At 62.5% G+C, this 20,387-nt stretch carries 21 protein-coding genes and 1 tRNA gene; 16 read left to right on the forward strand and 6 right to left on the reverse strand.

The window, feature by feature from the left end; translation table 11 throughout:
• Nucleotides 1-176 precede the first annotated feature (176 nt).
• The 6 genes from BM413_RS05625 to BM413_RS05650 all read left to right on the forward strand — a co-directional run bounded on the left by BM413_RS05625 (nucleotide 177) and on the right by BM413_RS05650 (nucleotide 5,264).
• Entirely contained in the window at nucleotides 177-890 is a 714-nt protein-coding gene (locus BM413_RS05625) for a phosphatase PAP2 family protein (RefSeq protein WP_091911280.1), read from the forward strand.
• Nucleotides 891-977: 87 nt separating this feature from the next.
• Nucleotides 978-1,253, forward strand: coding sequence for a helix-turn-helix domain-containing protein (locus tag BM413_RS05630; RefSeq protein ID WP_091911282.1), 276 nt, complete (start codon nucleotides 978-980; stop codon nucleotides 1,251-1,253).
• A gap of 110 nt (nucleotides 1,254-1,363) precedes the next feature.
• Complete coding sequence (locus BM413_RS05635; RefSeq protein WP_091911284.1) at nucleotides 1,364-3,112, forward strand: SulP family inorganic anion transporter; 1,749 nt, start codon at nucleotides 1,364-1,366, stop codon at nucleotides 3,110-3,112.
• Nucleotides 3,113-3,241: 129 nt separating this feature from the next.
• The gene (locus BM413_RS05640) at nucleotides 3,242-3,982 is read left to right on the forward strand and encodes an adenylate/guanylate cyclase domain-containing protein (RefSeq protein ID WP_091911286.1); all 741 of its coding nucleotides are present in this window, start codon (nucleotides 3,242-3,244) and stop codon (nucleotides 3,980-3,982) included.
• A 26-nt stretch (nucleotides 3,983-4,008) separates the two neighbouring features.
• Entirely contained in the window at nucleotides 4,009-4,383 is a 375-nt protein-coding gene (locus tag BM413_RS05645; RefSeq protein ID WP_091911288.1) for a GFA family protein, read from the forward strand.
• A gap of 140 nt (nucleotides 4,384-4,523) precedes the next feature.
• Nucleotides 4,524-5,264 carry a DUF899 domain-containing protein gene (locus tag BM413_RS05650; RefSeq protein ID WP_091911290.1) on the forward strand — a complete coding sequence of 247 codons (741 nt, stop codon included), beginning with the start codon at nucleotides 4,524-4,526 and terminating at the stop codon, nucleotides 5,262-5,264.
• Between the two features lie 228 nt (nucleotides 5,265-5,492).
• Here BM413_RS05650 and BM413_RS05655 read toward each other — a convergent pair whose 3' ends face one another.
• Nucleotides 5,493-6,299 (reverse strand): undecaprenyl-diphosphate phosphatase, encoded by an 807-nt coding sequence (locus tag BM413_RS05655; RefSeq protein WP_091911292.1) that lies wholly within the window; start codon nucleotides 6,297-6,299, stop codon nucleotides 5,493-5,495.
• A 186-nt stretch (nucleotides 6,300-6,485) separates the two neighbouring features.
• Between BM413_RS05655 and BM413_RS05660 the strand changes: the two genes are divergently transcribed.
• From BM413_RS05660 to BM413_RS05705, 10 genes are all read left to right on the forward strand, one after another.
• Nucleotides 6,486-7,178 carry a glutathione S-transferase family protein gene (locus tag BM413_RS05660; protein ID WP_091911294.1) on the forward strand — a complete coding sequence of 231 codons (693 nt, stop codon included), beginning with the start codon at nucleotides 6,486-6,488 and terminating at the stop codon, nucleotides 7,176-7,178.
• On the forward strand, nucleotides 7,159-8,349 hold the full coding sequence (queG, locus tag BM413_RS05665; protein ID WP_091911296.1) for a tRNA epoxyqueuosine(34) reductase QueG: 1,191 nt from the start codon (nucleotides 7,159-7,161) through the stop codon (nucleotides 8,347-8,349). The genes BM413_RS05660 and queG overlap by 20 nt, the downstream gene beginning before the upstream one ends.
• Nucleotides 8,346-9,251, forward strand: a complete 906-nt coding sequence (locus tag BM413_RS05670; protein ID WP_091911298.1) for an SDR family oxidoreductase — start codon at nucleotides 8,346-8,348, stop codon at nucleotides 9,249-9,251. The genes queG and BM413_RS05670 overlap by 4 nt, the downstream gene beginning before the upstream one ends.
• A gap of 110 nt (nucleotides 9,252-9,361) precedes the next feature.
• Nucleotides 9,362-10,441, forward strand: a complete 1,080-nt coding sequence (gene mepA / locus BM413_RS05675; protein ID WP_175544258.1) for a penicillin-insensitive murein endopeptidase — start codon at nucleotides 9,362-9,364, stop codon at nucleotides 10,439-10,441.
• A gap of 92 nt (nucleotides 10,442-10,533) precedes the next feature.
• A complete protein-coding gene (locus BM413_RS05680; protein ID WP_091911302.1) occupies nucleotides 10,534-10,941 on the forward strand; it encodes a methylglyoxal synthase in 408 nt (135 codons plus the stop codon).
• A complete protein-coding gene (locus BM413_RS05685) occupies nucleotides 10,942-11,970 on the forward strand; it encodes a glucokinase (protein WP_091911304.1) in 1,029 nt (342 codons plus the stop codon).
• Between the two features lie 141 nt (nucleotides 11,971-12,111).
• Nucleotides 12,112-13,974 carry an ABC transporter ATP-binding protein gene (locus tag BM413_RS05690; protein WP_091911306.1) on the forward strand — a complete coding sequence of 621 codons (1,863 nt, stop codon included), beginning with the start codon at nucleotides 12,112-12,114 and terminating at the stop codon, nucleotides 13,972-13,974.
• Nucleotides 13,971-14,783: a 4-hydroxy-tetrahydrodipicolinate reductase gene (gene dapB, locus BM413_RS05695; protein ID WP_091911308.1), complete on the forward strand. Its 813-nt coding sequence runs from the start codon at nucleotides 13,971-13,973 to the stop codon at nucleotides 14,781-14,783. Before BM413_RS05690 ends, dapB begins: the two co-directional genes overlap by 4 nt.
• Before the next feature lie 39 nt (nucleotides 14,784-14,822).
• Complete coding sequence (locus tag BM413_RS05700) at nucleotides 14,823-15,443, forward strand: 2,3-bisphosphoglycerate-dependent phosphoglycerate mutase (RefSeq protein ID WP_091911310.1); 621 nt, start codon at nucleotides 14,823-14,825, stop codon at nucleotides 15,441-15,443.
• A 228-nt stretch (nucleotides 15,444-15,671) separates the two neighbouring features.
• Nucleotides 15,672-15,756 (forward strand) — tRNA-Leu (locus tag BM413_RS05705).
• A 93-nt stretch (nucleotides 15,757-15,849) separates the two neighbouring features.
• Here the strand turns inward: BM413_RS05705 and BM413_RS05710 are convergent.
• The 5 genes from BM413_RS05710 to BM413_RS05725 all read right to left on the reverse strand — a co-directional run bounded on the left by BM413_RS05710 (nucleotide 15,850) and on the right by BM413_RS05725 (nucleotide 20,299).
• Nucleotides 15,850-16,287 carry a VOC family protein gene (locus tag BM413_RS05710; protein ID WP_091911312.1) on the reverse strand — a complete coding sequence of 146 codons (438 nt, stop codon included), beginning with the start codon at nucleotides 16,285-16,287 and terminating at the stop codon, nucleotides 15,850-15,852.
• Nucleotides 16,288-16,777: 490 nt separating this feature from the next.
• The gene (locus BM413_RS05715; protein WP_348272889.1) at nucleotides 16,778-18,268 is read right to left on the reverse strand and encodes a calcium-binding protein; all 1,491 of its coding nucleotides are present in this window, start codon (nucleotides 18,266-18,268) and stop codon (nucleotides 16,778-16,780) included.
• 497 nt (nucleotides 18,269-18,765) lie between these two features.
• Nucleotides 18,766-18,909 (reverse strand): hypothetical protein, encoded by a 144-nt coding sequence (locus BM413_RS33020; protein ID WP_162931530.1) that lies wholly within the window; start codon nucleotides 18,907-18,909, stop codon nucleotides 18,766-18,768.
• A 109-nt stretch (nucleotides 18,910-19,018) separates the two neighbouring features.
• On the reverse strand, nucleotides 19,019-19,228 hold the full coding sequence (locus BM413_RS05720) for a hypothetical protein (protein WP_091911314.1): 210 nt from the start codon (nucleotides 19,226-19,228) through the stop codon (nucleotides 19,019-19,021).
• 180 nt (nucleotides 19,229-19,408) lie between these two features.
• Nucleotides 19,409-20,299 carry a GntR family transcriptional regulator gene (locus tag BM413_RS05725; RefSeq protein WP_091911316.1) on the reverse strand — a complete coding sequence of 297 codons (891 nt, stop codon included), beginning with the start codon at nucleotides 20,297-20,299 and terminating at the stop codon, nucleotides 19,409-19,411.
• Nucleotides 20,300-20,387 lie beyond the last annotated feature (88 nt).

Genomic DNA, 20,387 nt, shown 5'->3' on the forward strand with positions numbered 1-20,387 from the left:
GATGACGCTATCGCGCCGTGAGTTCAAATAACAATGCGCACGGCCTCATCTGCTTGACGGACCATCGGAATTCCGAAAACCGGGCATGAAAAAAGTTGCGGCATTTGCGCCGGCCCGCTTGCCCGCCTATTGAAGGCACCGCATCTATTGTGCCGACGAAACAGCCTGGGGTTTTCATGCCGACATTTCTGGCAAATCTGCGCGGCAAGGTGGAGTTCACCGTGCTGCTTGCGGCGATCATCATCGCCGGCGGGCTGTGGGGTTTCGTCGAGCTGATGGAGGTGGCGCGCGACGCAGCCCCTCACGGCTTCGACACGCAGATCCTCCTGGCCTTTCGCACGCCGGGTGACCCAAGCACGCCGATCGGGCCGTTCTGGATGGAGGACGTGATGCGCGACATCACCAGCCTCGGCGGCGGGGCCATCCTCGTGGCCATCGTCACCGTCACGATCATCTACCTCCTGATCACACGCCGCATAGCGACGGCATTGTTCGTCTTCGTTGCCATCACCGGCGGCCAGGCGCTGAATGGTCTGCTGAAGCTTGGCATCGACCGCCCGCGCCCAGAACTGGTGTCGCATCTGGTCAATGTGCACACGCTGAGCTTTCCGAGCAGCCATGCGATGATGTCGGCGGTGACCTTCCTGACGCTGGGCACGCTGCTGGCGCGGCGGATGACCGGGCGCGTGACCAAGATCTACGTGCTGTTCGTTGCCATCCTGCTGACTTTCCTGGTGGGGCTGAGCCGCATCTATCTCGGCGTTCACTGGCCTTCGGACGTGCTGGCCGGATGGTGCGCCGGCTCGGCCTGGGCGATGCTGTGCTGGCTGGTCGGGCGCTGGTTCCTGCGGCAAGGCACTCCGGAAGACGCTGCATCCGGACCCGCCTGATGGATTTACACCTCATATTCATGCTTGAAACATCATGATAACTGTATCATACATTCATATTGCGGACTCAGACGGGAGTTCTGACCAGTGATCACAGCTGCGCAAATGCGCGCCGCACGGGCGCTGGCCGGGATAGACCAGAAGACGCTTGCCGAACGCGCCGGCGTTTCGCTTCCGACTATTCAGCGTATGGAAGCAAGCGACGGTGTGGTGCGGGGCGTGGTCGACACGCTGGTCAAGGTCATTCAGGCGCTCGAGAAATCGGGCGTCGAACTGATCGGGGAAAACCAGCCGAGCGAGGGCAGCGGCAGAGGCGTGCGCCTCAGGCAGCCGGCGCCCGACCGGAACGGTTCCAACGGCTGATCCGCAAAGAGTCGCGACGGCGACCGCCGACATGATGCGAGAGTGACCGGCCTGCCGGCACCGCTGATCCAGCCGACGATCCCGCCGCCTTCATATGCGGAAGGCAGTTCATGGATACGCTTCGTCAATCACGGCATCAGGCATCACGGCAGGCAGAGCCCAGCTTCGCGGAATTGTTCACGCCCAAGCTGATCACGGTTCTTCGCGAAGGCTATCATCTCCCGCAATTCAAGGCAGATGTGATTGCCGGATTGACCGTCGCGATCGTCGCATTGCCGCTGTCGATGGCGATCGCGATTGCCTCGGGTGTCGGGCCGGAACGCGGACTGTTCACGGCAATCGTCGGTGGCTTCATCGTTTCGCTGCTCGGCGGCAGCCGGTTCCAGATCGGCGGACCGGCGGGTGCCTTCATCGTGCTGGTGGCCGCGACCGCCGACCGTCACGGCATAGACGGGCTGATCCTTGCCACGCTGATGTCGGGCGTGTTCCTCATCGCCACGGGCTATCTGCGGCTCGGCACCTACATAAAATTCATTCCGTATCCGGTGACCGTCGGATTCACCGCCGGCATCGCCGTCATTATCTTTTCCAGCCAGTTGCACGATCTGTTCGGCCTGAAGCTTGCCGGCAAGGAGCCCGGCGAACTGGTGCCCCGGCTGATCGCGCTTGGCGAGGCCGCGAACACGACGAATGTCTCAGCACTTGTCGTCGCCGTACTGACGATCGCCATCATTATTGCCCTCAAGCGCTGGCGGCCGTCCTGGCCGGGCTTCCTGGTCGCCATCGCGGTCGCGTCGCTGGCGGCCGTCGCGCTCAACCTGCCGGTTGAGACGATCGGCACGCGCTTCGGCGGCATTCCGCGCATGCTGCCGGAGCCGGCGCTGCCCATGTTCAGCCTCGACAAGGCCTACGCCGTGCTGCCGGATGCGATCGCCTTCGCGCTGCTCGGCGCGATCGAATCGCTGCTTTCGGCCGTTGTCGCCGACGGCATGACCGGGCGCCGGCATCGCTCCAACTGCGAACTGGTGGCGCAGGGTTTCGCCAATATCGGCTCGGCGCTTTTCGGCGGCATCTGCGTGACCGGAACGATCGCGCGCACGGCAACCAATGTCCGGTCCGGCGCGCATGGGCCGGTGTCGGGGCTGCTGCACGCGGTGTTCCTGCTGCTGTTCATGCTCGTGGCGGCACCGCTGGCCGCCTATATCCCGCTTGCCGCCCTTGCCGGGCTGCTGGCTGTCGTCGCCTGGAACATGGTGGAGAAGCCCGCTTTCGCTGCGCTTTTGCGCTCCTCACCCGGCGATGCGCTGGTGCTTCTGGCGACATTCGGCCTGGTGATCTTCCGCGATCTCACCACCGGCATCGTCGTCGGCTTCGCGCTCGGCTCGGTGTTGTTCATCAACCGCATGTCCAAGGCGATCGCGGTGGAAGCGCACGCGCCGCTGGCCGTCGACGATGTCGCCGACGCGACCAATGGCGGCCGCAATGCCTATGATGCGGCTTCTGCCAGCGACCCGGACACGGTGGTCTACCGCATCTCCGGCGCATTCTTCTTCGGCGCGGCCGCGACCGTCGGGACCGTGCTCGACCGCATCGCCGACCAGCGCAAGAGTTTCGTGCTCGACTGCGCAGCAGTGCCGTTCCTCGATTCGACGGCGGCCAATGTCATCGAGGGTGCGGTGCGCAAGGCAAACCGCGCCAGCGTGCGCTTCTTCATCACCGGCGCCAACCAGCAGACCCGGCGCACCCTGATGGCGCATGGCGTGAAGCCGCCGCATGTCCGTTACAAGGCGACGATCGCCAGGGCGCTGGCGCAGATCAGGGCGGAAAGCAGGATGCCCGAGGATGTCGCGCTGCATTGAGCGGAATCACCCGTGCCGAATTCTGTCCTCGGCCAGGCTCGACTTCGAGTTGCCAAAGCCCGCCGAAAGCGACAATCTGGCTACGGCGAGGCGGCTGACGGATGGATACCGGCCGGGATGTAGCTTCAGATGGGATCGACCGCGCGGATTTGCCGGGGCTGCTGGGATCAGATGCATATGCCGATCCCTATCAGGGGTCCGCTGGCGCTTCCGTTCCGCGTCTGCGGCATCACGCAGAGCAAGATGAACCCGAACATCTGCACGATCTGCGAACGCTCGTTCCGCTATGTCAAGAAACAGCGCCAAATCTCGGTCTCCGCCACCATCCTGTTCGCAGATATAAGGGGCTACACCGACCTGTCCGAGCGGATGGACCCTGTCGTGCTGGGTGAAATCGTCAGCGTCTTCCAGGATCAATGCGCCCAAGCCATCTGGGCGCATGACGGCATCGTCAACAAACAGATGGGCGATGGCCTGATGGCGATCTTCAACTTTCCGATCAAGACCGAGCGCCACGCCGAGGCTGCGGTGACGGCGGCCATCGACATACAGCGGCGCTGTACGTCCGCACTTGCCGCGCTGGCATCGCATCGCGGCGAGGCCGACACGGTTGGCGTCGGTGTCGGCGTTCACACCGGTCAGGTCGAGATCGGGGAATTCTCGACGCTGCGCAGCGATTTCACCGCCATCGGCGGTGTCGTCAACCTGACGGCAAGGCTCGAAGCCCAGGCGGCGGCCGGCGAGATTCTTGTCTCCCCCGAGGCCGCGGTGCAGGCCCCCAATCTGCTCGCCGGCACGGCAACGCGGGCGCTGACGCTGAAAGGCATTGCGCTGCCTGTGCTCGCCCATGTTCTGAATGCAGGCAGCTGACAGGCGCGCTGCAAGGGAAGGCTTTCATGGAAAGAACAGCGACCTGCTCCTGCGAAACCCTCCGCATCGTCTGCACGGGCGAGCCGGCGAAGGTGTCGCTATGCCATTGCCTGGCGTGCCAGAAGCGGACCGGCAGCACCTATGGCATCGCTGCTTTCTTTCGCCGTGAAGACGTGCGGATCGAGGGACCGCACAAATCCTATAAGCGTCCATCCGACAGCGGCTTTCCGGTGACGTTTCATTTCTGCCCGGACTGCGGTTCGACCGTCTTCTGGGAACCGGAGCGCCGTCCCGAATTCGTTGCCGTCGGTGTCGGAGCCTTCGCCGATCCGGCCTTTCCGGCACCGACACAGGCGGTGCATTCCGAATCCCGGCATGGCTGGGTCAAGGACATCGACTGACATCCATAGGCGGCGGCGCGGCCTTCCCGGCGGGTTGACAAGGGCATGTCTGGGAGTCATACTTAACTTACAGGTTAAATACATCGCGGGCGGCAATCGACGAATCGAAACGGCATTTCCTGGCAATGAGGAGCAAGACCATGGAACCGCATAAAGTCGTATCGCAGCAGGAATGGATGAAGGCGCAGACGGCGCATCTGGTGAAGGAAAAGGAATACACCAGAATGCGCGACAGGCTGCGCGCCGAGCGGCTCGAACTGCCCTGGGTCAAGGTCGAGAAGAACTATGTTTTCGATACGCCCGACGGCAAGAAGACGCTTTCCGAATTGTTCGACGGCCGCAGCCAGCTGGCGCTCTACCACTTCATGCTCGGGCCGGACTGGGAGGAAGGCTGCACCGGCTGCTCCTTCGGCTGCGACCATTTCGACGGCGCAAACCTGCATCTGCAGCATCACGACGTGACGCTGGTGGCCGTTGCGCGCGCGCCGCTGGCCAAGATCGAAGCCTACAAGAAGCGCATGGGCTGGCAGTTCCCATGGGTGTCATCCAATGGCAGCGACTTCAATTTTGATTTCGACGTGTCGTTCAACAAGGAAGACATCAAGGCCGGCAAGGCGGTCTATAATTTCCGCCCGCTCGACTTCGAAATGGACGAGTTGCCCGGCATGACCGCCTTCTACAAGGACGAGAAAGGCGACATCTACCGCACCTTCTCGCAATATGCGCGCGGCGGCGAGGAAGGCATTGGCGCCTATATGATCCTCGACATCATGCCCAAGGGCCGCAACGAAAAGGGCACCATGGACTGGGTGAAGCGCCACGACGAATATGAGGACGATCCGCAGCTGAAGGCGATGATGGCGGGTTCGTGCTGCGGGTGAGATTGGGAAGAACCCCCTCTCCGTCGCGCTTCGCGCGCCACCTTGCCGGGGCGAGCCACGGGTCTCGCCCGTCCTTCGGACCCCCCGCTTTGCGGGGGGCGAGGAACCCAAGTCCTGAGATGCTGCGACCTCGCAGAACCCAGGTTCCTCGCCCCGCTTGCGGGGAGAGGTGGTTTTCGAAGCAAACCGGAGAGGGGCTTCTAGCCGCTTGAATACAAGCCGCTCAGATCACCCCCATACCATCAGCGCAGCCAGTCCAACCGCGCCGACGATCAGCCGCCACCAGGCAAACAGCGCAAAGCCGTGGCGCGAGACGTAGTCGAGCAGGTAGCGCACGACGATGACCGCCATGATGAAGGCTGCGACAAAGCCGACACCGATGATCGGCAGGTCCGCCGAGGACAGCACGTCGCGGTTCTTGTAGAGATCGTAGGCGAAGGCGCCGGCCATGGTGGGCATGGCGAGGAAGAAGGAAAATTCCGCCGCCGAGCGCTTGTCGGTGCCCATCAGCAGCGCGCCGACGATCGTGGCACCCGAGCGCGAGGTGCCGGGGATCATCGCCAGGCACTGGAAGAAGCCGATCTTCAGGCAGAGCGATAGCGGGAAATCCATGACGTCGTGATATTTCGGCTTCAGCGCCATCCGGTCGACGGCCAGAAGCACGAAACCGCCGATGATCAGCATGATGCAGATAAGCCGCGGCGATTCGAACAGCACCGTCTTGATGAAATCATGCGCCAGCGCGCCGATGACGGCTGCCGGCAGGAAGGCCAGCAGAATGCCGAGCACGAAACGCTGCGTCCTGGCGTCGCGCGGCAGGTCGGTCAGGATCTTCCACAGGCGGCCGAAATAGACCGACAGGATCGCCAGGATCGCGCCGAGCTGGATCAGCACCTCGAAGGCCTTGCCGGTCGACTTGAAGCCGAGGAAATGCCCCGCCAAAAGGATATGTCCGGTGGAGGAGACCGGGATGAATTCGGTCAGCCCTTCGAGCAGGCCGAGCAAAAGGGCTTCGACGATCGTCTGGTGTTCCATGGGTCTCTCGGTGACTTTTTATTAGAATGGACGGTTGAGGAGGAGCGTTGGAATGATGGGCGCTTGCTTGTCACAGCGCGGAACTATGCCTATAGGTCGGGGCGCTTGACCGCCCGGTGAATCGGGCAGAGATAGAACTACCGGCGCGGCCAAATAAAGACCAGCGCACTTTTTCATCGCAGGACCATGCTGACGCTTTTCCATCACTCCATGTTCGCCTCCTGTCGCTTCGTTCGCCTGGCATTCGGCGAGTATGGCGAGGAGCTGGCGCTGATCGAGGAAAAGCCGTGGACAAGGCGCAAGGAGTTTTTGGCGCTGAACGCCGCCGGGACCTTGCCGGTGCTTCTGGCCGAGGGCGACGTGCCGATCGTCGGCGCCGGCGTGATTGCCGAATATCTCGACGAGACGCGCGGCGTGCTGAAGCGCGACAAGCGGCTGTTTGCCGAAAACCCGATGGAGCGGGCCGAAATCCGCCGGCTGGTCGACTGGTATCTGGCCAAGATGGACAGCGAAGTGACGCGCCATCTGGTGCGCGAACGCGTGCTGAAGCCTTTGATGCCGAGCGAGATGGGCGGCGGCTCGCCCGATTCGGGTGCGATCCGCGCCGCGCGCGCCAATATCCGCCAGCATATGAAATACACCAACTGGCTCGCCGGCACCCGCCATTGGCTGGCCGGCCCGCGCATCACCTATGCCGATCTGGCGGCAGCCGCCGCCATCTCCGTGCTCGACTATCTCGGCGAGGTCGACTGGCGCGACCATAACGCGGCGCGCGACTGGTATACGCGCGTCAAATCGCGGCCGTCCTTCCGCCCGCTTCTGGGCGACCGGGTGCGCGGCCTTTCGCCGGTGTCGCATTATGCGGACCTCGATTTCTGACAAAGCCCAAAGGGGCAAGCCCGATGAGGCCGGCCGCCTGCGGCAGCTGATCGATCGCGAAGCCGCGCGTGCCGGCTTCGCTGCGGTTGCCGTGACCACGCCCGACGCGATCCCGCAGGCGCCGATGCGGCTGGCCGAATTCGTCGCCGACGGTTTTCATGGCTCGATGGCCTGGATTTCGGAAACGCTGCAACGCCGCGCCGACCCGAGCACGCTGTGGCCGGAGGTGCGCTCGATCATCGTGCTGGCGATGAATTATGGACCGGAAAGCGACCCGCGCAGCTTGCAGACGCAGCGCGATCGCGGCGCGATCTCGGTCTATGCCCAGAACCGCGACTATCACGACGTGATGAAGGGCCGGCTGAAGGAGATCGCCGGAAAGATCGTCGCCAGGGCTGGCGGCGACGTAAAGGTTTTCGTCGACACCGCGCCGGTGATGGAAAAGCCGCTGGCGGAGAGCGCCGGCATTGGCTGGCAAGGCAAGCACACCAATCTGGTCAGCCGCGAATTCGGCTCGTGGCTGTTTCTCGGCACGATTTTCTGCACCGCGGAACTGACGCCCGACAAGGCAGACGAGGATCATTGCGGCTCCTGCCGCGCCTGTCTCGACGCCTGCCCGACCGACGCATTCCCCGCACCCTACCGGCTCGATGCGCGGCGCTGCATTTCCTACCTCACAATCGAGAACAAGGGGCCTATCCCGCAGGAATTCCGCGCGGCGATCGGCAACCGCATCTATGGCTGCGACGATTGCCTGGCCGCCTGTCCTTGGAACAAATTCGCCAGCGCAGCCTCGGAAGCCAAGCTTGCCGCCCGCGATGACCTGCGCGCGCCGGCGCTGGCCGATTTCCTTGCCATGGACGACGCCGGTTTCCGCGCCTTCTTCACCGGTTCACCGGTCAAGCGCATCGGCCGCGACCGCTTTTTGCGCAACGTGCTGATTGCGGCGGGGAATTCGGGGGATGTTTCGCTTGTCGCTGCTTGCGAGAGTTTGTCGGTCGATCCCTCGCCGCTTGTGCGCGGAGCAGCCGTCTGGGCGCTGTCGCGGCTGATGGAGCCTGCGGCATTTTCCGCGCTGGCAACCAGCGCCCGACAGGACGACGATGCAGATGTGCGCCGGGAGTGGCTTATGGCCACCGGCAACCACCCAGAAATCAGGACACATGCATGACCGTGACAAAACTATTCATCTTCGGCGCCGGTTATTCCGGCAAGGCGGTCGGTCGAGCCAAGCCTGAGGGCGCACGCGTCGCGGGCACGACGCGCTCGGCGGAAAAATTCCACGCATTGCGGCAGGCCGGGATCGAGCCTTTTGCGTTCGATGGCGCGTTGACCGAAGAGGTCGCGAAAGAGCTTGCCGATACAACGCATCTGCTGGTTTCCGTCGCGCCGGATGAAGCGGGCGATCCCGTGCTGAATGCGGCGCGGGAGGTAATTACCAAAGCCATGCCCAACCTCCGCTGGATCGGCTACCTCTCCACCGTCGGCGTCTATGGCGACCATGGCGGCGCGTGGGTGGATGAAACGGGCGAGTGCAAGCCTGTCTCGCGCCGTTCGGTGATGCGGCTGAAGGCCGAGCAGGAATGGCTGGAGCTTGGCCGCGAGACCGGCCTGCCGGTGGCGGTCCTGCGGCTGTCCGGCATTTACGGGCCGGGGCGAAACGCCTTCGTCAATCTGGAGAACGGCACGGCCAAGCGCCTGATAAAGCCGGACCAGGTGTTCAACCGCATCCATGGCGAGGATATCGCGGGTGCCGTCTGGCATCTGGCGGGCCGGGATCTGGGCGGCGTCTTCAACGTCACCGACGACATGCCCGCCCCACCGCAGGATGTGGTGACCTATGCGGCCGGATTGATGGGTATCGAACCGCCGGCCGAAATTCCCTTCGAGACCGCCCAACTTTCGCCCATGGCGCGGTCTTTCTATGGCGAGAACAAGCGCGTTGCCAACGCGGGGATCAAGGCTGCGGGCTACCGCTTCCGCTATCCGGACTATCGCGCCGCATTCGATGCGATGTGGGCGGCGGGGAACTGGAAGGACGGCGAGGGACGCAGCCCGATGAAGGCCAAATGATCGAAGACCGACGCGAAGCGTGGTATGATTCGAAATCGGACCGCTCGTTTACGCTTCGGTAACCAGGGCGTCTCACCCTTGTCGTAGAGGGGCATGACCGGGAAATGCGCATGAAATCCATCTTTCAGGCAGCCGCAAGGCTGACCGGCATCGCCATTGCGGCACTGGCTTTTTCCGGACTAGCGCCGAGCGGCGCGAGCGCGGACGAACTGGCGAAGAACCTGTTCGGAGCTGAGAAACTGCCGGCGGCGGCAGCCCCGCAATCGATTGGGTTCTATTCCAAGGGCTGTTTTGCCGGCGGCGTCGCCATCGCCACCGACGGTCCGACATGGCAAGCGATGCGGCTTTCGCGCAACCGCCGCTGGGGCCATCCGGCGATGATCAACCTGATCGAGAAGTTTTCGCGCGATGCGACAGCCGATGGCTGGCCGGGCCTGCTCATCGGCGACATCTCGCAGCCGCGCGGCGGGCCGATGCTGACGGGCCATGCCTCGCATCAGATCGGGCTCGATGCCGACATCTGGTTCACGCCGATGCCCGACCGCCGGCTTTCGCCGACTGAGCGCGAGAATATGAGCGCGGTGTCGATGGTCAACGAGAAGACCCATCTGGTGAAGGACAGGCTTTGGACGGTGGCGCATACGCGGCTGCTGAAACGCGCCGCGAGCTACCCCGAGGTTGAGCGCATCCTGGTCAATCCGGGCATCAAGAAGAAGCTGTGCGACACGGTGACGGGCGACCGCACCTGGCTGCGCAAGATCCGGCCCTTCTGGGGCCATGACTATCATTTCCATGTCCGCATCGGCTGTCAGCCGGGTTCGCCGGGCTGCAAGCGGCAGGAGGCGACCGCCGCCGGCGACGGCTGCGACAAGTCTCTCGCATGGTGGTTCACGGAGGAGCCGTGGCGCCCCAACAAGAACCCGGACGCACCCAAGGCGCGCGACAAGATGACGATGGCGAGCCTGCCGGCGGCATGCAGGGCCGTGCTGAGTGCGCCCAATCCGGTTTCGGAAGCCGCCGTGACGGTCGGCGGGATGGGCTCTACGGTTGCCACGGCCCCTGCACCGGCAGCACCCGAGACGGATACGGTCGATGTCGGCGCGCCTCCAATGCCGGCCAGCGCCTTTGCGCCGACGCCGATCAAGCGTCCGCCTTTGCCCTTGGCCAGGCCCTCGGATCAGAGCCGATAGGAACGGGCGGGGCGGGTCTTGCCGCCCCTTCCCCCACAGAAGTTCCTCGGTTATAGGTTTCAACCGATTTAGCACTTTTCAACGGCTCCCTTGTGGCATCCCCCTACCGCCTAGCATTGATCGCGCATGACGAGAAGAAAGACGACATGGTCGCCTTCGCGCGCGCTCATGCCGATTTCCTCGCAGGCTGCGACATCGTCGCCACCGGCACGACCGGCCAGCGCGTTCTGGACGCCTGCCCCGAATTGAAGATTACCCGCCTGAAAAGCGGCCCGCTCGGCGGCGACCAGCAGATCGGCGCGCTGATTGCCGAGGGCAGGATCGACGGCGTGATTTTCTTCGTTGATCCGCTGACGCCGATGCCGCATGACGTGGATGTGAAAGCGCTGATGCGGCTGGCGATCGTCTACGACATTCCGCTGGCGCTGAACCATGCTACTGCCGAGATAATGCTGAACGAGAACGGCGGGCAGCCGTCGCAGACCAGGGACGCCAGATAGATGTCTGTTTCCAGCGCCGACGACGAAGCCGTCCTGCAGTTTCCGATCCTGATCGGCGATATCGGCGGCACCAATGCCCGCTTTGCCATCGTCGTCGATGCCAATTCCGAGCCCGGCGAAACGCGGATCGTGCAGACCGCAAGCTTCGCTTCGATCGACGAGGCGATCCAGCAGGCCGTGCTCGACCACACATCGCTCCGGCCACGTTCGGCCGTGCTGGCGGTCGCCGGCCCGGTCGACGGCGACGAGATCAGGCTTACCAACTGCCCCTGGGTGGTGCGGCCGAAGGCGATGTTCGACACGCTCGGCCTGCATGACGTGGTCGTGCTCAACGATTTCGAGGCGCAGGCGCTGGCCGTCGTGGCGCTCGGCGAAGAGCATATGGAAAAGATCGGCCCCGGCGAGCCGGAGGAAAATGCCGGCCGCGTCGTGCTCGGCCCCGGAACCGGGCTCGGCGTTGCCGGGCTGATCCATGCCAGCCACAAATGGATACCGGTGCCGGGCGAAGGCGGCCACATGGATATCGGTCCGCGCACGGCGCGCGACCGCGAAATCTTCCCGCATCTCGAAGCGATCGAGGGCCGCATCTCGGGCGAGCAGATCCTGTGCGGGCGCGGACTGGTGAACGCCTATCGCGCCGTCGCCAAGGCCGACGGCAAGGAACCGCGCTTCACGACGCCGGCCGAAATCACCGCCGCCGCGCTCGAAAAATCCGACGCGGTCGCCGTCGAGGCGGTGGAATTCTTCGTCACCAGCCTCGGCCGCACAGCCGGCGACCTGGCGCTGGTGTTCATGAGCCGCGGCGGCGTCTATCTCACCGGCGGCATCGCCCAGAAGATCGTGCCGGCGCTGAAGGCGGGGAATTTCCGCGCCGCCTTCGAGGATAAGGCGCCGCACACCGCCCTGCTGCGCGACATGCCGGTCTATGTCATCACCCACCCGCTGGCAGCGCTGAACGGGCTTGCGGCCTTTGCCCGCACGCCGTCGCGCTTCGGCGTCGAAACGGCGGGCCGACGCTGGCAGGCGTAGGGGCATTTCGCGGCATTGCCGCCACAGCGGCAATGTTTCGCACTCCGGCCATAGGCAAGCCGGCATGATGGCGCTATTAGGGGCGCGGAAATGCGGCAGCACGTGCCGCACCATAGCTGAAACGGACGGGCAGACCGGACTTTGAGCCTTCAGACCCAAAAGAAGAAGAAAGCCGACAGCGGCGAGATCATCGCCGTCATCCGGCGCGTTCTGGCCGAGAACGGCCGCGAATATGTCTGGTCCTATACGATCGCGGCGCTCTGCATGATCGCGGTGGCGCTGACCACGGCCTATCCGGCGTGGATCATCAGCAGCGTCATCGACGATATCTTCTATCACCAACGCAGCGACCTGATCCTGTGGCTCTGCGCCTCGATTTTCGGCGCCTTCGTCATACGCGGGGTTGCCGGCTATGCGCAGGCGGTGATCCTGGCCAAGGTCGGCAACAACCTCGTGGCGCGCTATCAGCGCCGCCTGTTCGACCACCTGATGAAGCTCGGCGTCAGCTTCTTCACCGAAATGCGCTCGGGCCACCTTGCCGCCCAGATCAACCAGAATGTCGGCGGCATACGCGACCTTCTGTCGATGACCCTGACGGCTGTGGCGCGCGACGTCGTATCGCTGGTGGCGCTGGTGACGGTTATGTTCGTGCAGGACTGGTTCCTGTCGGCGATAGCCTTCGTCATCGGCCCGCCGCTGGTCTATGCCGTCAACTACCTGATGCGCCGTTTGCGCCGCGTGACGCGCCAGTCCGTCGAGATCAATTCGCGGCTGATCGGCTCCATGCAGGAGGCGACGCAAGGGGTGGCCGTGGTGAAGGCCTTCACCATGGAAGACCAGCTTTCCCGCCGCATGGGCGAGATGATCGAGCGCGCCGAGGAACGCTCCAACAAGATCGCAAGGGTTTCGGAGCGGCTGACGCCGATCACCGAAATGCTGGCCGGCATCGCGGTTGCCGGCGTCATCGCCTATGCCGGCTATCGCTCCACCCATGGCGGCGAACTGCCGGGCGCGATCATGTCCTTCATCACCGCGCTGATGCTTGCCTACGACCCGGTGCGCCGCCTGGCGCGGCTGCAGGTCGGGCTTGAGCGCTCGCTGGTCAATGCGCGCATGATCTACGAGATTCTCGATCTCGAGCCGCAGCAGGACGATGCGCCAAACGCCACCCCGCTTAAGGTGGCCAAGGGTGAAGTGCGCTTTGAAAACGTCGCCTTCTCCTATGCCGAAAACATGCCGGTGCTGCATGGCGTGAGCTTCGTGGCGGAAGCCGGAAAGACGACGGCGATCGTCGGTGCTTCGGGTGCCGGCAAGACGACGCTGACGGCGCTGCTGGAGCGCTTCTACGACCTCGACTCCGGCGCCATCCTCATCGATGGCCAGGACATCGCCAAGGTGACCAAGCATTCGTTGCGCAATTCGATCGCCTTCGTTTCGCAGCAGCCCTATCTGTTCGAAGGCACGATTGCCGACAACATCCGCTATGGCCGTGAGAACGCGACCGACGAAGAAATCCGGCGCGCAGCCGACCAGGCCGCCGCCGACAGCTTCATCCGCCAGCAGCCGAACGGCTACGACACGCCCGTCGGCGAAAACGGCGTGACGCTTTCGGGCGGCCAGCGCCAGCGCGTCTCCATCGCGCGCGCCATCGTGCGCAATGCGCCGATCCTGCTTCTCGACGAGGCGACCTCGGCGCTCGACAACGAGTCCGAAGCGCGCGTGCAGGAAGCGCTTGCGACCGTGATGCAGGGCAAGACCACCATCGTCATCGCCCATCGCCTATCGACCGTGGTCAATGCCGACCGCATCATCGTGCTGGAGGATGGACGTCTGGTCGAGGAAGGCAATCACGAGTCGCTGCTGGCCAATCCGCACGGCGTCTATGCCCGCTTCCACCGGCTCCAGAGCCAGAAGGGGCTGGGACTGGTCGACGACACGAAAACTGTCGAAATACCGCTAAAGCCAGCCAAGCCGGCGAAGGTCGCAAGGAAGAAGAGCGCATGAGCGATATGGGTCTCGTCGTCGTCGGGGCAGCCGGCCGCATGGGCCAGACGCTGATCCGCACCATCCATTCCGTGCCGGGCGCGAAAGTGTCGGCAGCCATCGAACGCGCCGGCTCGCCGCATATCGGCCGTGACGCCGGCGAGCTTGCCGGCATCGGCATCATCAACGTACCGATCACCGACGACCCGTTGACGGCCTTCGCCAAGGCCGACGGCGTGCTCGACTTCAGCACGCCGGCAGCCAGCGTCGAATTTGCCGGCTATGCTGCGCAGGCGCGCATCGTCCATGTCATTGGCACGACGGGCTGTTCGCCCGAGGACGACGCGGCGATCGCCGCAGCGGCCCGCCACGCGACGATCGTCAAATCCGGCAATATGAGCCTCGGCGTCAATCTGCTTTCGGTGCTGGTCGAGCAGGCGGCGAAGGCGCTCGGCTCCGACGATTTCGACATCGAGGTGCTGGAAATGCACCACCGGCACAAGGTCGACGCGCCGTCCGGCACGGCGCTTCTGCTTGGCAACGCGGCAGCGGCGGGACGCGGCATCGACCTTGCCGAACACAGCGTGCGGGTGCGCGACGGCCAAACCGGCGCGCGCGAGGCCGGCTCGATCGGCTTTGCCACGCTGCGCGGCGGCTCGGTGGTGGGCGACCATTCGGTCATCCTGGCCGGCACCGGCGAGCGCATCACGCTTTCCCACAATGCCGAGGACCGCTCCATTTTCGCGCGCGGCGCGGTGAAGGCTGCACTTTGGGCGCGCGGGAAGAAGCCCGGACTGTATTCGATGCGCGATGTGCTGGGACTGAGCTAGAGGGCATCCACAAGTCCCAAATCAATCATGAGGATTGAAATGACCGGAACTCTCGTGCTTGTCCGACACGGCCAGAGCGAATGGAACCTCAAGAACCTCTTCACCGGCTGGCGCGACGTCGACCTTACCGAGCAGGGTGTGAGCGAGGCCAAGGCGGCCGGCCAGAAGCTTGCTGCGCGCGGAATGAAATTTGACATCGCCTACACCTCAGTGCTGAAGCGCGCGCAGCGGACCTGCCAGTTCATCCTCGACGCCACCGGCCAAAGCGACCTGAAGACGGTGCGCGATGCGGCGCTGAACGAGCGCGACTATGGCGACCTCAACGGCCTCAACAAGGACGACGCCCGCGCCAAATGGGGCGAGGAGCAGGTGCATATCTGGCGCCGGTCCTATGACACCCCGCCGCCCGGCGGTGAGAGCCTGAAGGACACCGGGGCGCGTGTATGGCCCTATTATATGCATGAGATGCAGCCGCATGTGCTGCGCGGCGAAACGGTGTTGGTGGCCGCCCACGGCAACTCGCTGCGGGCGCTGATCATGGCGCTGGAGGGGATTTCCGGCCCCGACATCGTCAAGTTGGAGCTCGGCACGGGCGTGCCGGTCGTCTACAAGCTCAACGCCGATTCGACCGTGGCTTCGAAGGAAGTTCTTTCAGCCTAGCCTGTCCGGCCGAGAACCTACCCAATGTGATTCGTGATGAGCCGGCGCAATGTATTTGCGTCGGCTTTTTGCGTCTTTGCCGCAGGCTTTGCAGGCAGATTCAATGCCGGCCGGCCGCGCTTTCGTGGCAAGAATGCCGACCTGAACTATCTTTTTGTTTGAACGTGTTTTTTTGCCGAAAGCGCGTTGACACCGCGACGCTGCCCGCTTACATCAGCGGCGCACCTTGCCCAGGTGGCGGAATTGGTAGACGCGCACGGTTCAGGTCCGTGTGCCGCGAGGCGTGGAGGTTCGAGTCCTCTCCTGGGCACCATCGGCTTCGATGGCACCAGTCGTTTTCGACAGGTTTTCTCGCAACATCTGAAATCATTGATCTTTTAAGAACGCCCTTACGGGCGGATTGCGCTCAGCTGAGTTCCTGGGCGAGCCCGATAAGCAGCCCTTCGGGCCCCCGGATGTAGCAGAGCCGATACACGTCTTTGTACTGGACGACTTCGCCTACGAGCTGCGCGCCGTGCGTGCGGAGCCTTTCAAGCGTATCGTCGATGTCGTCCACGGTGAACATGGCGCGGAGGTAGCCCAGGGCGTTGACCGGGGCGTTCCGGTGATCCGCGACGACAGCTGGCCTGAGGAAGCGGGAGAGCTCGAGCCGGTTGTGGCCGTCCGGCGTGCGCATCATGGCAATCTCGACATGCTGATCGCCCAGTCCAGTGACGCGTCCGGCCCATTCTCCTTCGATCGTGGCCTGCCCTTCGAGCTCGAGGCCGAGTTCGCGGAAGAAATCAATCGTCCCTGCGAGGTCTTCGACGACGATACCTATGTTGTCCATCCGCTTGAGCGCCATGTTTCCAACCTCCAAGGTGTCACCACAATCTAGAAGGTGTCGCCTGGTCCAACAACGGACGCTTGACGCACCACCTCCAACCGCCACCTCGTTTTCAAACGGTCTCTAAGCGCCGATGGGCGTTCCGCTCGGAAATTCGGTAACGAAACGGGTAACAAATGCAGCGGCTATATGTTGCGTTTGTTGTACTTTTTTCTGATGACAGCCTATCAGGAGGCCTCTGCTGGGCACCGTTGGCTTCGATGGCACCAGCCGTTTTCTGCGCTTTTCGCGCTGATTTTTCCGAGCCAAGCCATCGCAAACCGGATCACCTATGACGCTCGACCGGACCTGCCGGATATCAGCATGTCGAACGGACAAACGCTGCCCGGTGCACGGCATTGTCCAGCATGCATTCGGGTGCCCACTCTGCAACGGACAGTGAGCACCAGAATTGTTGGCTGAAATCTGCTCCGCTGCCGTTGGAGAGAGCCCGAAGACCCATCGCAAACTAGACGATGAAGAACTCGCTGGCCGTCATGGCAAGGCCGGGTGACAGCGTGGCGAATTGCACGGCGGCGGCCCCGCCAGCGCCATCCTTGTCGAACAGCAGCGCGCCGGTCGTCTTGTTGTAGATGATGCGGTCGGATGGATCTGCTGCGGCAGTGCCTATGTGGAAGGCCGATGCTTTCAGCCAGCCATCCGCGAGGCCGGTGAAGATGGCATTCTCCAGCCGGATCGTGTCCTGCGCGACATTGTAGTCGGTGATCCTGTCGATGTTGGATGCGCCAAGAGCCGTATTGAAGAAGAAGGTGTCGCTGCCGGCGCCACCAGTCAGTATATCGCTGCCGGCGCCGCCGTTCAGAACGTTGTTGCCGGCATTGCCGACGATGGTGTTGGCGAGCGCATTGCCTGTGCCGTTCAGATGGCCGGTGCCCTGCAACTCCAGACGCTCCGTATTCGCACTGAGCGTCCAGTGGACGGAGGAGCGAACGGTGTCCGTGCCGCCGTTGAGCGCCTCGACAGTTTTATCACCCACATTGTCGACGTAGTAGATGTCATTGCCAGCACCGCCGACCATATGGTCAGCACCGCCACCGCCGTTGAGGATGTTGTTGCCGGCATTGCCGATGAGGGTGTTGGCCAATGCATTGCCCGTACCGTTGAGATGGCCGGTGCCCAAAAGTTCCAGCCGCTCGATGTTGGCACTGAGCGTCCAGCTGATGGTGCTGCGGACGGTATCGGTGCCGCCGTTGGCCGCCTCGATGGTTTTATCGCCGGCATTGTCGACATAGTAGATGTCGTTGCCGGCGCCACCGGTCATGCTGTCGGCACCGGCGCCGCCGTTGAGAGTGTTGTTGCCGGCATTGCCGACGAGCGTGTTGGCGAGTGCATTGCCCGAAGCGTTCAGGTTGCCGGTGCCGAGCAGTTCCAGCCGCTCGATGTTGGCACCGAGCGTCCAGCTGACGGTGCTGCGGACGGTATCGGTGCCGCCGTTGGCCGCCTCGATGGTTTTATCGCCGGCATTGTCGACATAGTAGATGTCGTTGCCGGCACCGCCGGTCATCGTGTCGGCGCCGGCGCCGCCGTTGAGAATGTTGTTGCCAGTATTGCCGACGAGCGTGTTGGCGAGCGCATTGCCCGAAGCGTTCAGGTTGCCGGTGCCGAGCAATTCCAGCCGCTCGATGTTGGCACCGAGCGTCCAGCTGATGGTGCTGCGGACGGTATCGGTGCCTTCGTTCTCAAATTCAAAGACCACATCACGAACATCGTCGACATAGTAGATATCATTGCCCGTACCGCCGAGCATGATGTCGGCGCCGCTTCCGCCATCGATGATGTCGTTGCCGCCTTTTCCTTCAATGACATCGGAACCGGAAAAGCCGTAAAGTTCGTCATTCTCAGGAGAACCGTAAATTCGGTCATCGCCAGCAAAGATGAGACCAGGGAGGTCATTCTGCGCCTGGAATTTCCCAACGTATATGCTTATATCGCTGAGTATCCACCTCGTTCCATTGGTTATAGGTGGATCGAAACTGTAATCTTGATAATGAGTTTCATTAATTATTTTTGTAACATATCCAGATATGTTGAAAACGCTTCCATCATTTTCATAGAGATATTCGAAATTTCCGTAGTAGTTTGAGTCAATACCCTCTTCCGCGTTTCCGTACGCGTAGGATATTTGCCCGTAGGCGGTACTCATAGAGCGCTCGCTATACCACTCGTAATAAAACGAATCCGGCAGAAGGCTTTCGAAGACCAGCAAGGAATTGTTGATCGCGTTTGTCGATGAAAACGTTGCCATGATATTTCCCCAAGATTGCCTACCCTTGCCAACGTCTAGGCGTGGAACAAGCAACCGTCACCACCCAAATGGGCGGTGCAGGATAACGTACCGTCGAGCGGTTGCTGCCGGTTCAGGTCGATCACAAATGGATTTCATGGATTTCAGGCCGCTGAGCGTGCACAGGCACGCGAGGCCAACGTCTTATCGCGTTACAGCCAGATGCGGGCGACCGGCCAGAGCACCAGGGCAAAACTGCCGATCGTGATCAGCGCGCCGATGACGGCACCGACACGCTCGGGGGCGCCGTCGATCTGTTCTTCTTCGGCCCGTGCGGCCAGCGGCGGCGTGTTCATGAGCTTCCTCCGATGGTTTTCGCCTCGGGCACGCCGCGCAGACGGACGCGACCGAAGCCAGGGACAAGCCCTGGACTCAGGATACGCCATTGAGCGGCGGGATCAATCTTCAGCCGTGTTCGCTTTCGAAGCGGACAGAACCGCCAGTATTCTCATAGCTTACGCCGTCAGTAAAAGACTCGACGCTCTGCAAAGCTACCTCGTCATAGCAGAGGATGCGCTGCAACCCGTCGCATACGGCAAAAGCCTGTTCTTCGGTTGAAAATTCGTCGTCGTCCGACACTGTCACCGAAACGGTGACGCGTAGTTTTTTCTTCATTTTCCCAAGCCCCTCAAACATATTTCAGAATGCACTGTTTTAGAGATACTGCAAGTATCTTGGCCGTCAAATAACGCCCGGCTCTCAAGGTCAGTACACATGAAAAATGCGCCCCAGCGACTATTTTGCCGTCTTCTCAAAACGCATTGAAAGAAGCTTATGACAAGATAATCGTTCGCGCTACTGCCAGCTTTCGGGAATCGACTGGAGAAGCGTCTCGCGTGCCGATTTCAGGTGCCGGCGGCAGGCCTTTTCGACATGGTCGAGCTTCCCGGATTTCAGCGCGGCGATGTATTGAAGATGCTCCTGCAGCGCTATCTTGTTGCGTCCGGGCTCATTCGTCTTGTTCCACTGGTAGTGATAGTGGAAGATCATGGCGATGACGTCGTAGAAGTCGACGATGAAGCGGTTGTGCGATGCGCTGTGGATAAGCCTGTGGAAACGTTCATCCAGCTCTGAAAATTCGCCGTAACGGGTGCCTATCGCGGCAATCAGCTCGTGGTGTTCCTGTTCCATCGCATCGAGATCGGCCCAGACGGGGTTGTCCTTTTCAAGCGCTGCAAAGGCAGCGGCGGAGCGCATCTCGAACATCTCGCGGATCTCGGTCAGCTCCAGCGCGAAGGAACTCGTGAAGCCCTTCAGCACCCAATGGCTATTGCGGCGTTTTTCGATCAGGCCGAAGCGGCTGAAGCGGATCAGGAACTCGCGCACGCTGGTGGTGCCGACGCCGATTTCGCGGGCAAGCTCCAGCTCGTTGATCTGCATGCCGGCCTGGGCGCCGCCGGCAAGCAGGCGACGCATGAAGGAGCGCTCGATGATCAGCGACAGGGAATCGGTCTCGTCGTCGGGAAAGAAATCATCCGCTTCCGGTGCGCGCAGGACCAGCTTGCTGCGCTTGTTCCATTCGATCAGGCCGCGTTCTTCCATCCGTGACAGGATCGAACGCACGGTCGTGCGGCTGACGCCAAGGGTAGTGCCGAGCTCAGGCTCCGAAGGCAGGCTTTCGCCGGCCCCAAGCAGCGCCAGGCAGCGGTTATATGCGTCCTTGTAGACATTGTTCTGCTTCGCCATCGCCTGCCTTCTGCCCGTCGCACGCTTGCACGTCTGCGCCCCGGTCGACCCTTACAAGGAAAATCTATTGACGACAAAATGTCTTTTG

This window comes from Mesorhizobium sp. YR577 (genome assembly GCF_900116595.1).
Classification (GTDB): Bacteria; Pseudomonadota; Alphaproteobacteria; order Rhizobiales; family Rhizobiaceae; genus Mesorhizobium_M.

What these genes read in the sequence shown, in the direction of transcription:
- BM413_RS05670 (WP_091911298.1), top strand. Translation starts at nt 8,346, where the DNA reads ATGACCGTGACAAAACTATTCATCTTCGGCGCCGGTTATTCCGGCAAG.
- dapB (WP_091911308.1), top strand. Translation starts at nt 13,971, where the DNA reads ATGAGCGATATGGGTCTCGTCGTCGTCGGGGCAGCCGGCCGCATGGGC.
- BM413_RS33020 (WP_162931530.1), bottom strand. Translation starts at nt 18,909, where the DNA reads ATGAACACGCCGCCGCTGGCCGCACGGGCCGAAGAAGAACAGATCGAC.
- BM413_RS05700 (WP_091911310.1), top strand. Translation starts at nt 14,823, where the DNA reads ATGACCGGAACTCTCGTGCTTGTCCGACACGGCCAGAGCGAATGGAAC.
- mepA (WP_175544258.1), top strand. Translation starts at nt 9,362, where the DNA reads ATGAAATCCATCTTTCAGGCAGCCGCAAGGCTGACCGGCATCGCCATT.
- BM413_RS05660 (WP_091911294.1), top strand. Translation starts at nt 6,486, where the DNA reads ATGCTGACGCTTTTCCATCACTCCATGTTCGCCTCCTGTCGCTTCGTT.
- queG (WP_091911296.1), top strand. Translation starts at nt 7,159, where the DNA reads ATGCGGACCTCGATTTCTGACAAAGCCCAAAGGGGCAAGCCCGATGAG.
- BM413_RS05685 (WP_091911304.1), top strand. Translation starts at nt 10,942, where the DNA reads ATGTCTGTTTCCAGCGCCGACGACGAAGCCGTCCTGCAGTTTCCGATC.
- BM413_RS05625 (WP_091911280.1), top strand. Translation starts at nt 177, where the DNA reads ATGCCGACATTTCTGGCAAATCTGCGCGGCAAGGTGGAGTTCACCGTG.
- BM413_RS05655 (WP_091911292.1), bottom strand. Translation starts at nt 6,299, where the DNA reads ATGGAACACCAGACGATCGTCGAAGCCCTTTTGCTCGGCCTGCTCGAA.
- BM413_RS05725 (WP_091911316.1), bottom strand. Translation starts at nt 20,299, where the DNA reads ATGGCGAAGCAGAACAATGTCTACAAGGACGCATATAACCGCTGCCTG.
- BM413_RS05710 (WP_091911312.1), bottom strand. Translation starts at nt 16,287, where the DNA reads ATGGCGCTCAAGCGGATGGACAACATAGGTATCGTCGTCGAAGACCTC.
- BM413_RS05720 (WP_091911314.1), bottom strand. Translation starts at nt 19,228, where the DNA reads ATGAAGAAAAAACTACGCGTCACCGTTTCGGTGACAGTGTCGGACGAC.
- BM413_RS05640 (WP_091911286.1), top strand. Translation starts at nt 3,242, where the DNA reads ATGGGATCGACCGCGCGGATTTGCCGGGGCTGCTGGGATCAGATGCAT.
- BM413_RS05645 (WP_091911288.1), top strand. Translation starts at nt 4,009, where the DNA reads ATGGAAAGAACAGCGACCTGCTCCTGCGAAACCCTCCGCATCGTCTGC.
- BM413_RS05635 (WP_091911284.1), top strand. Translation starts at nt 1,364, where the DNA reads ATGGATACGCTTCGTCAATCACGGCATCAGGCATCACGGCAGGCAGAG.
- BM413_RS05650 (WP_091911290.1), top strand. Translation starts at nt 4,524, where the DNA reads ATGGAACCGCATAAAGTCGTATCGCAGCAGGAATGGATGAAGGCGCAG.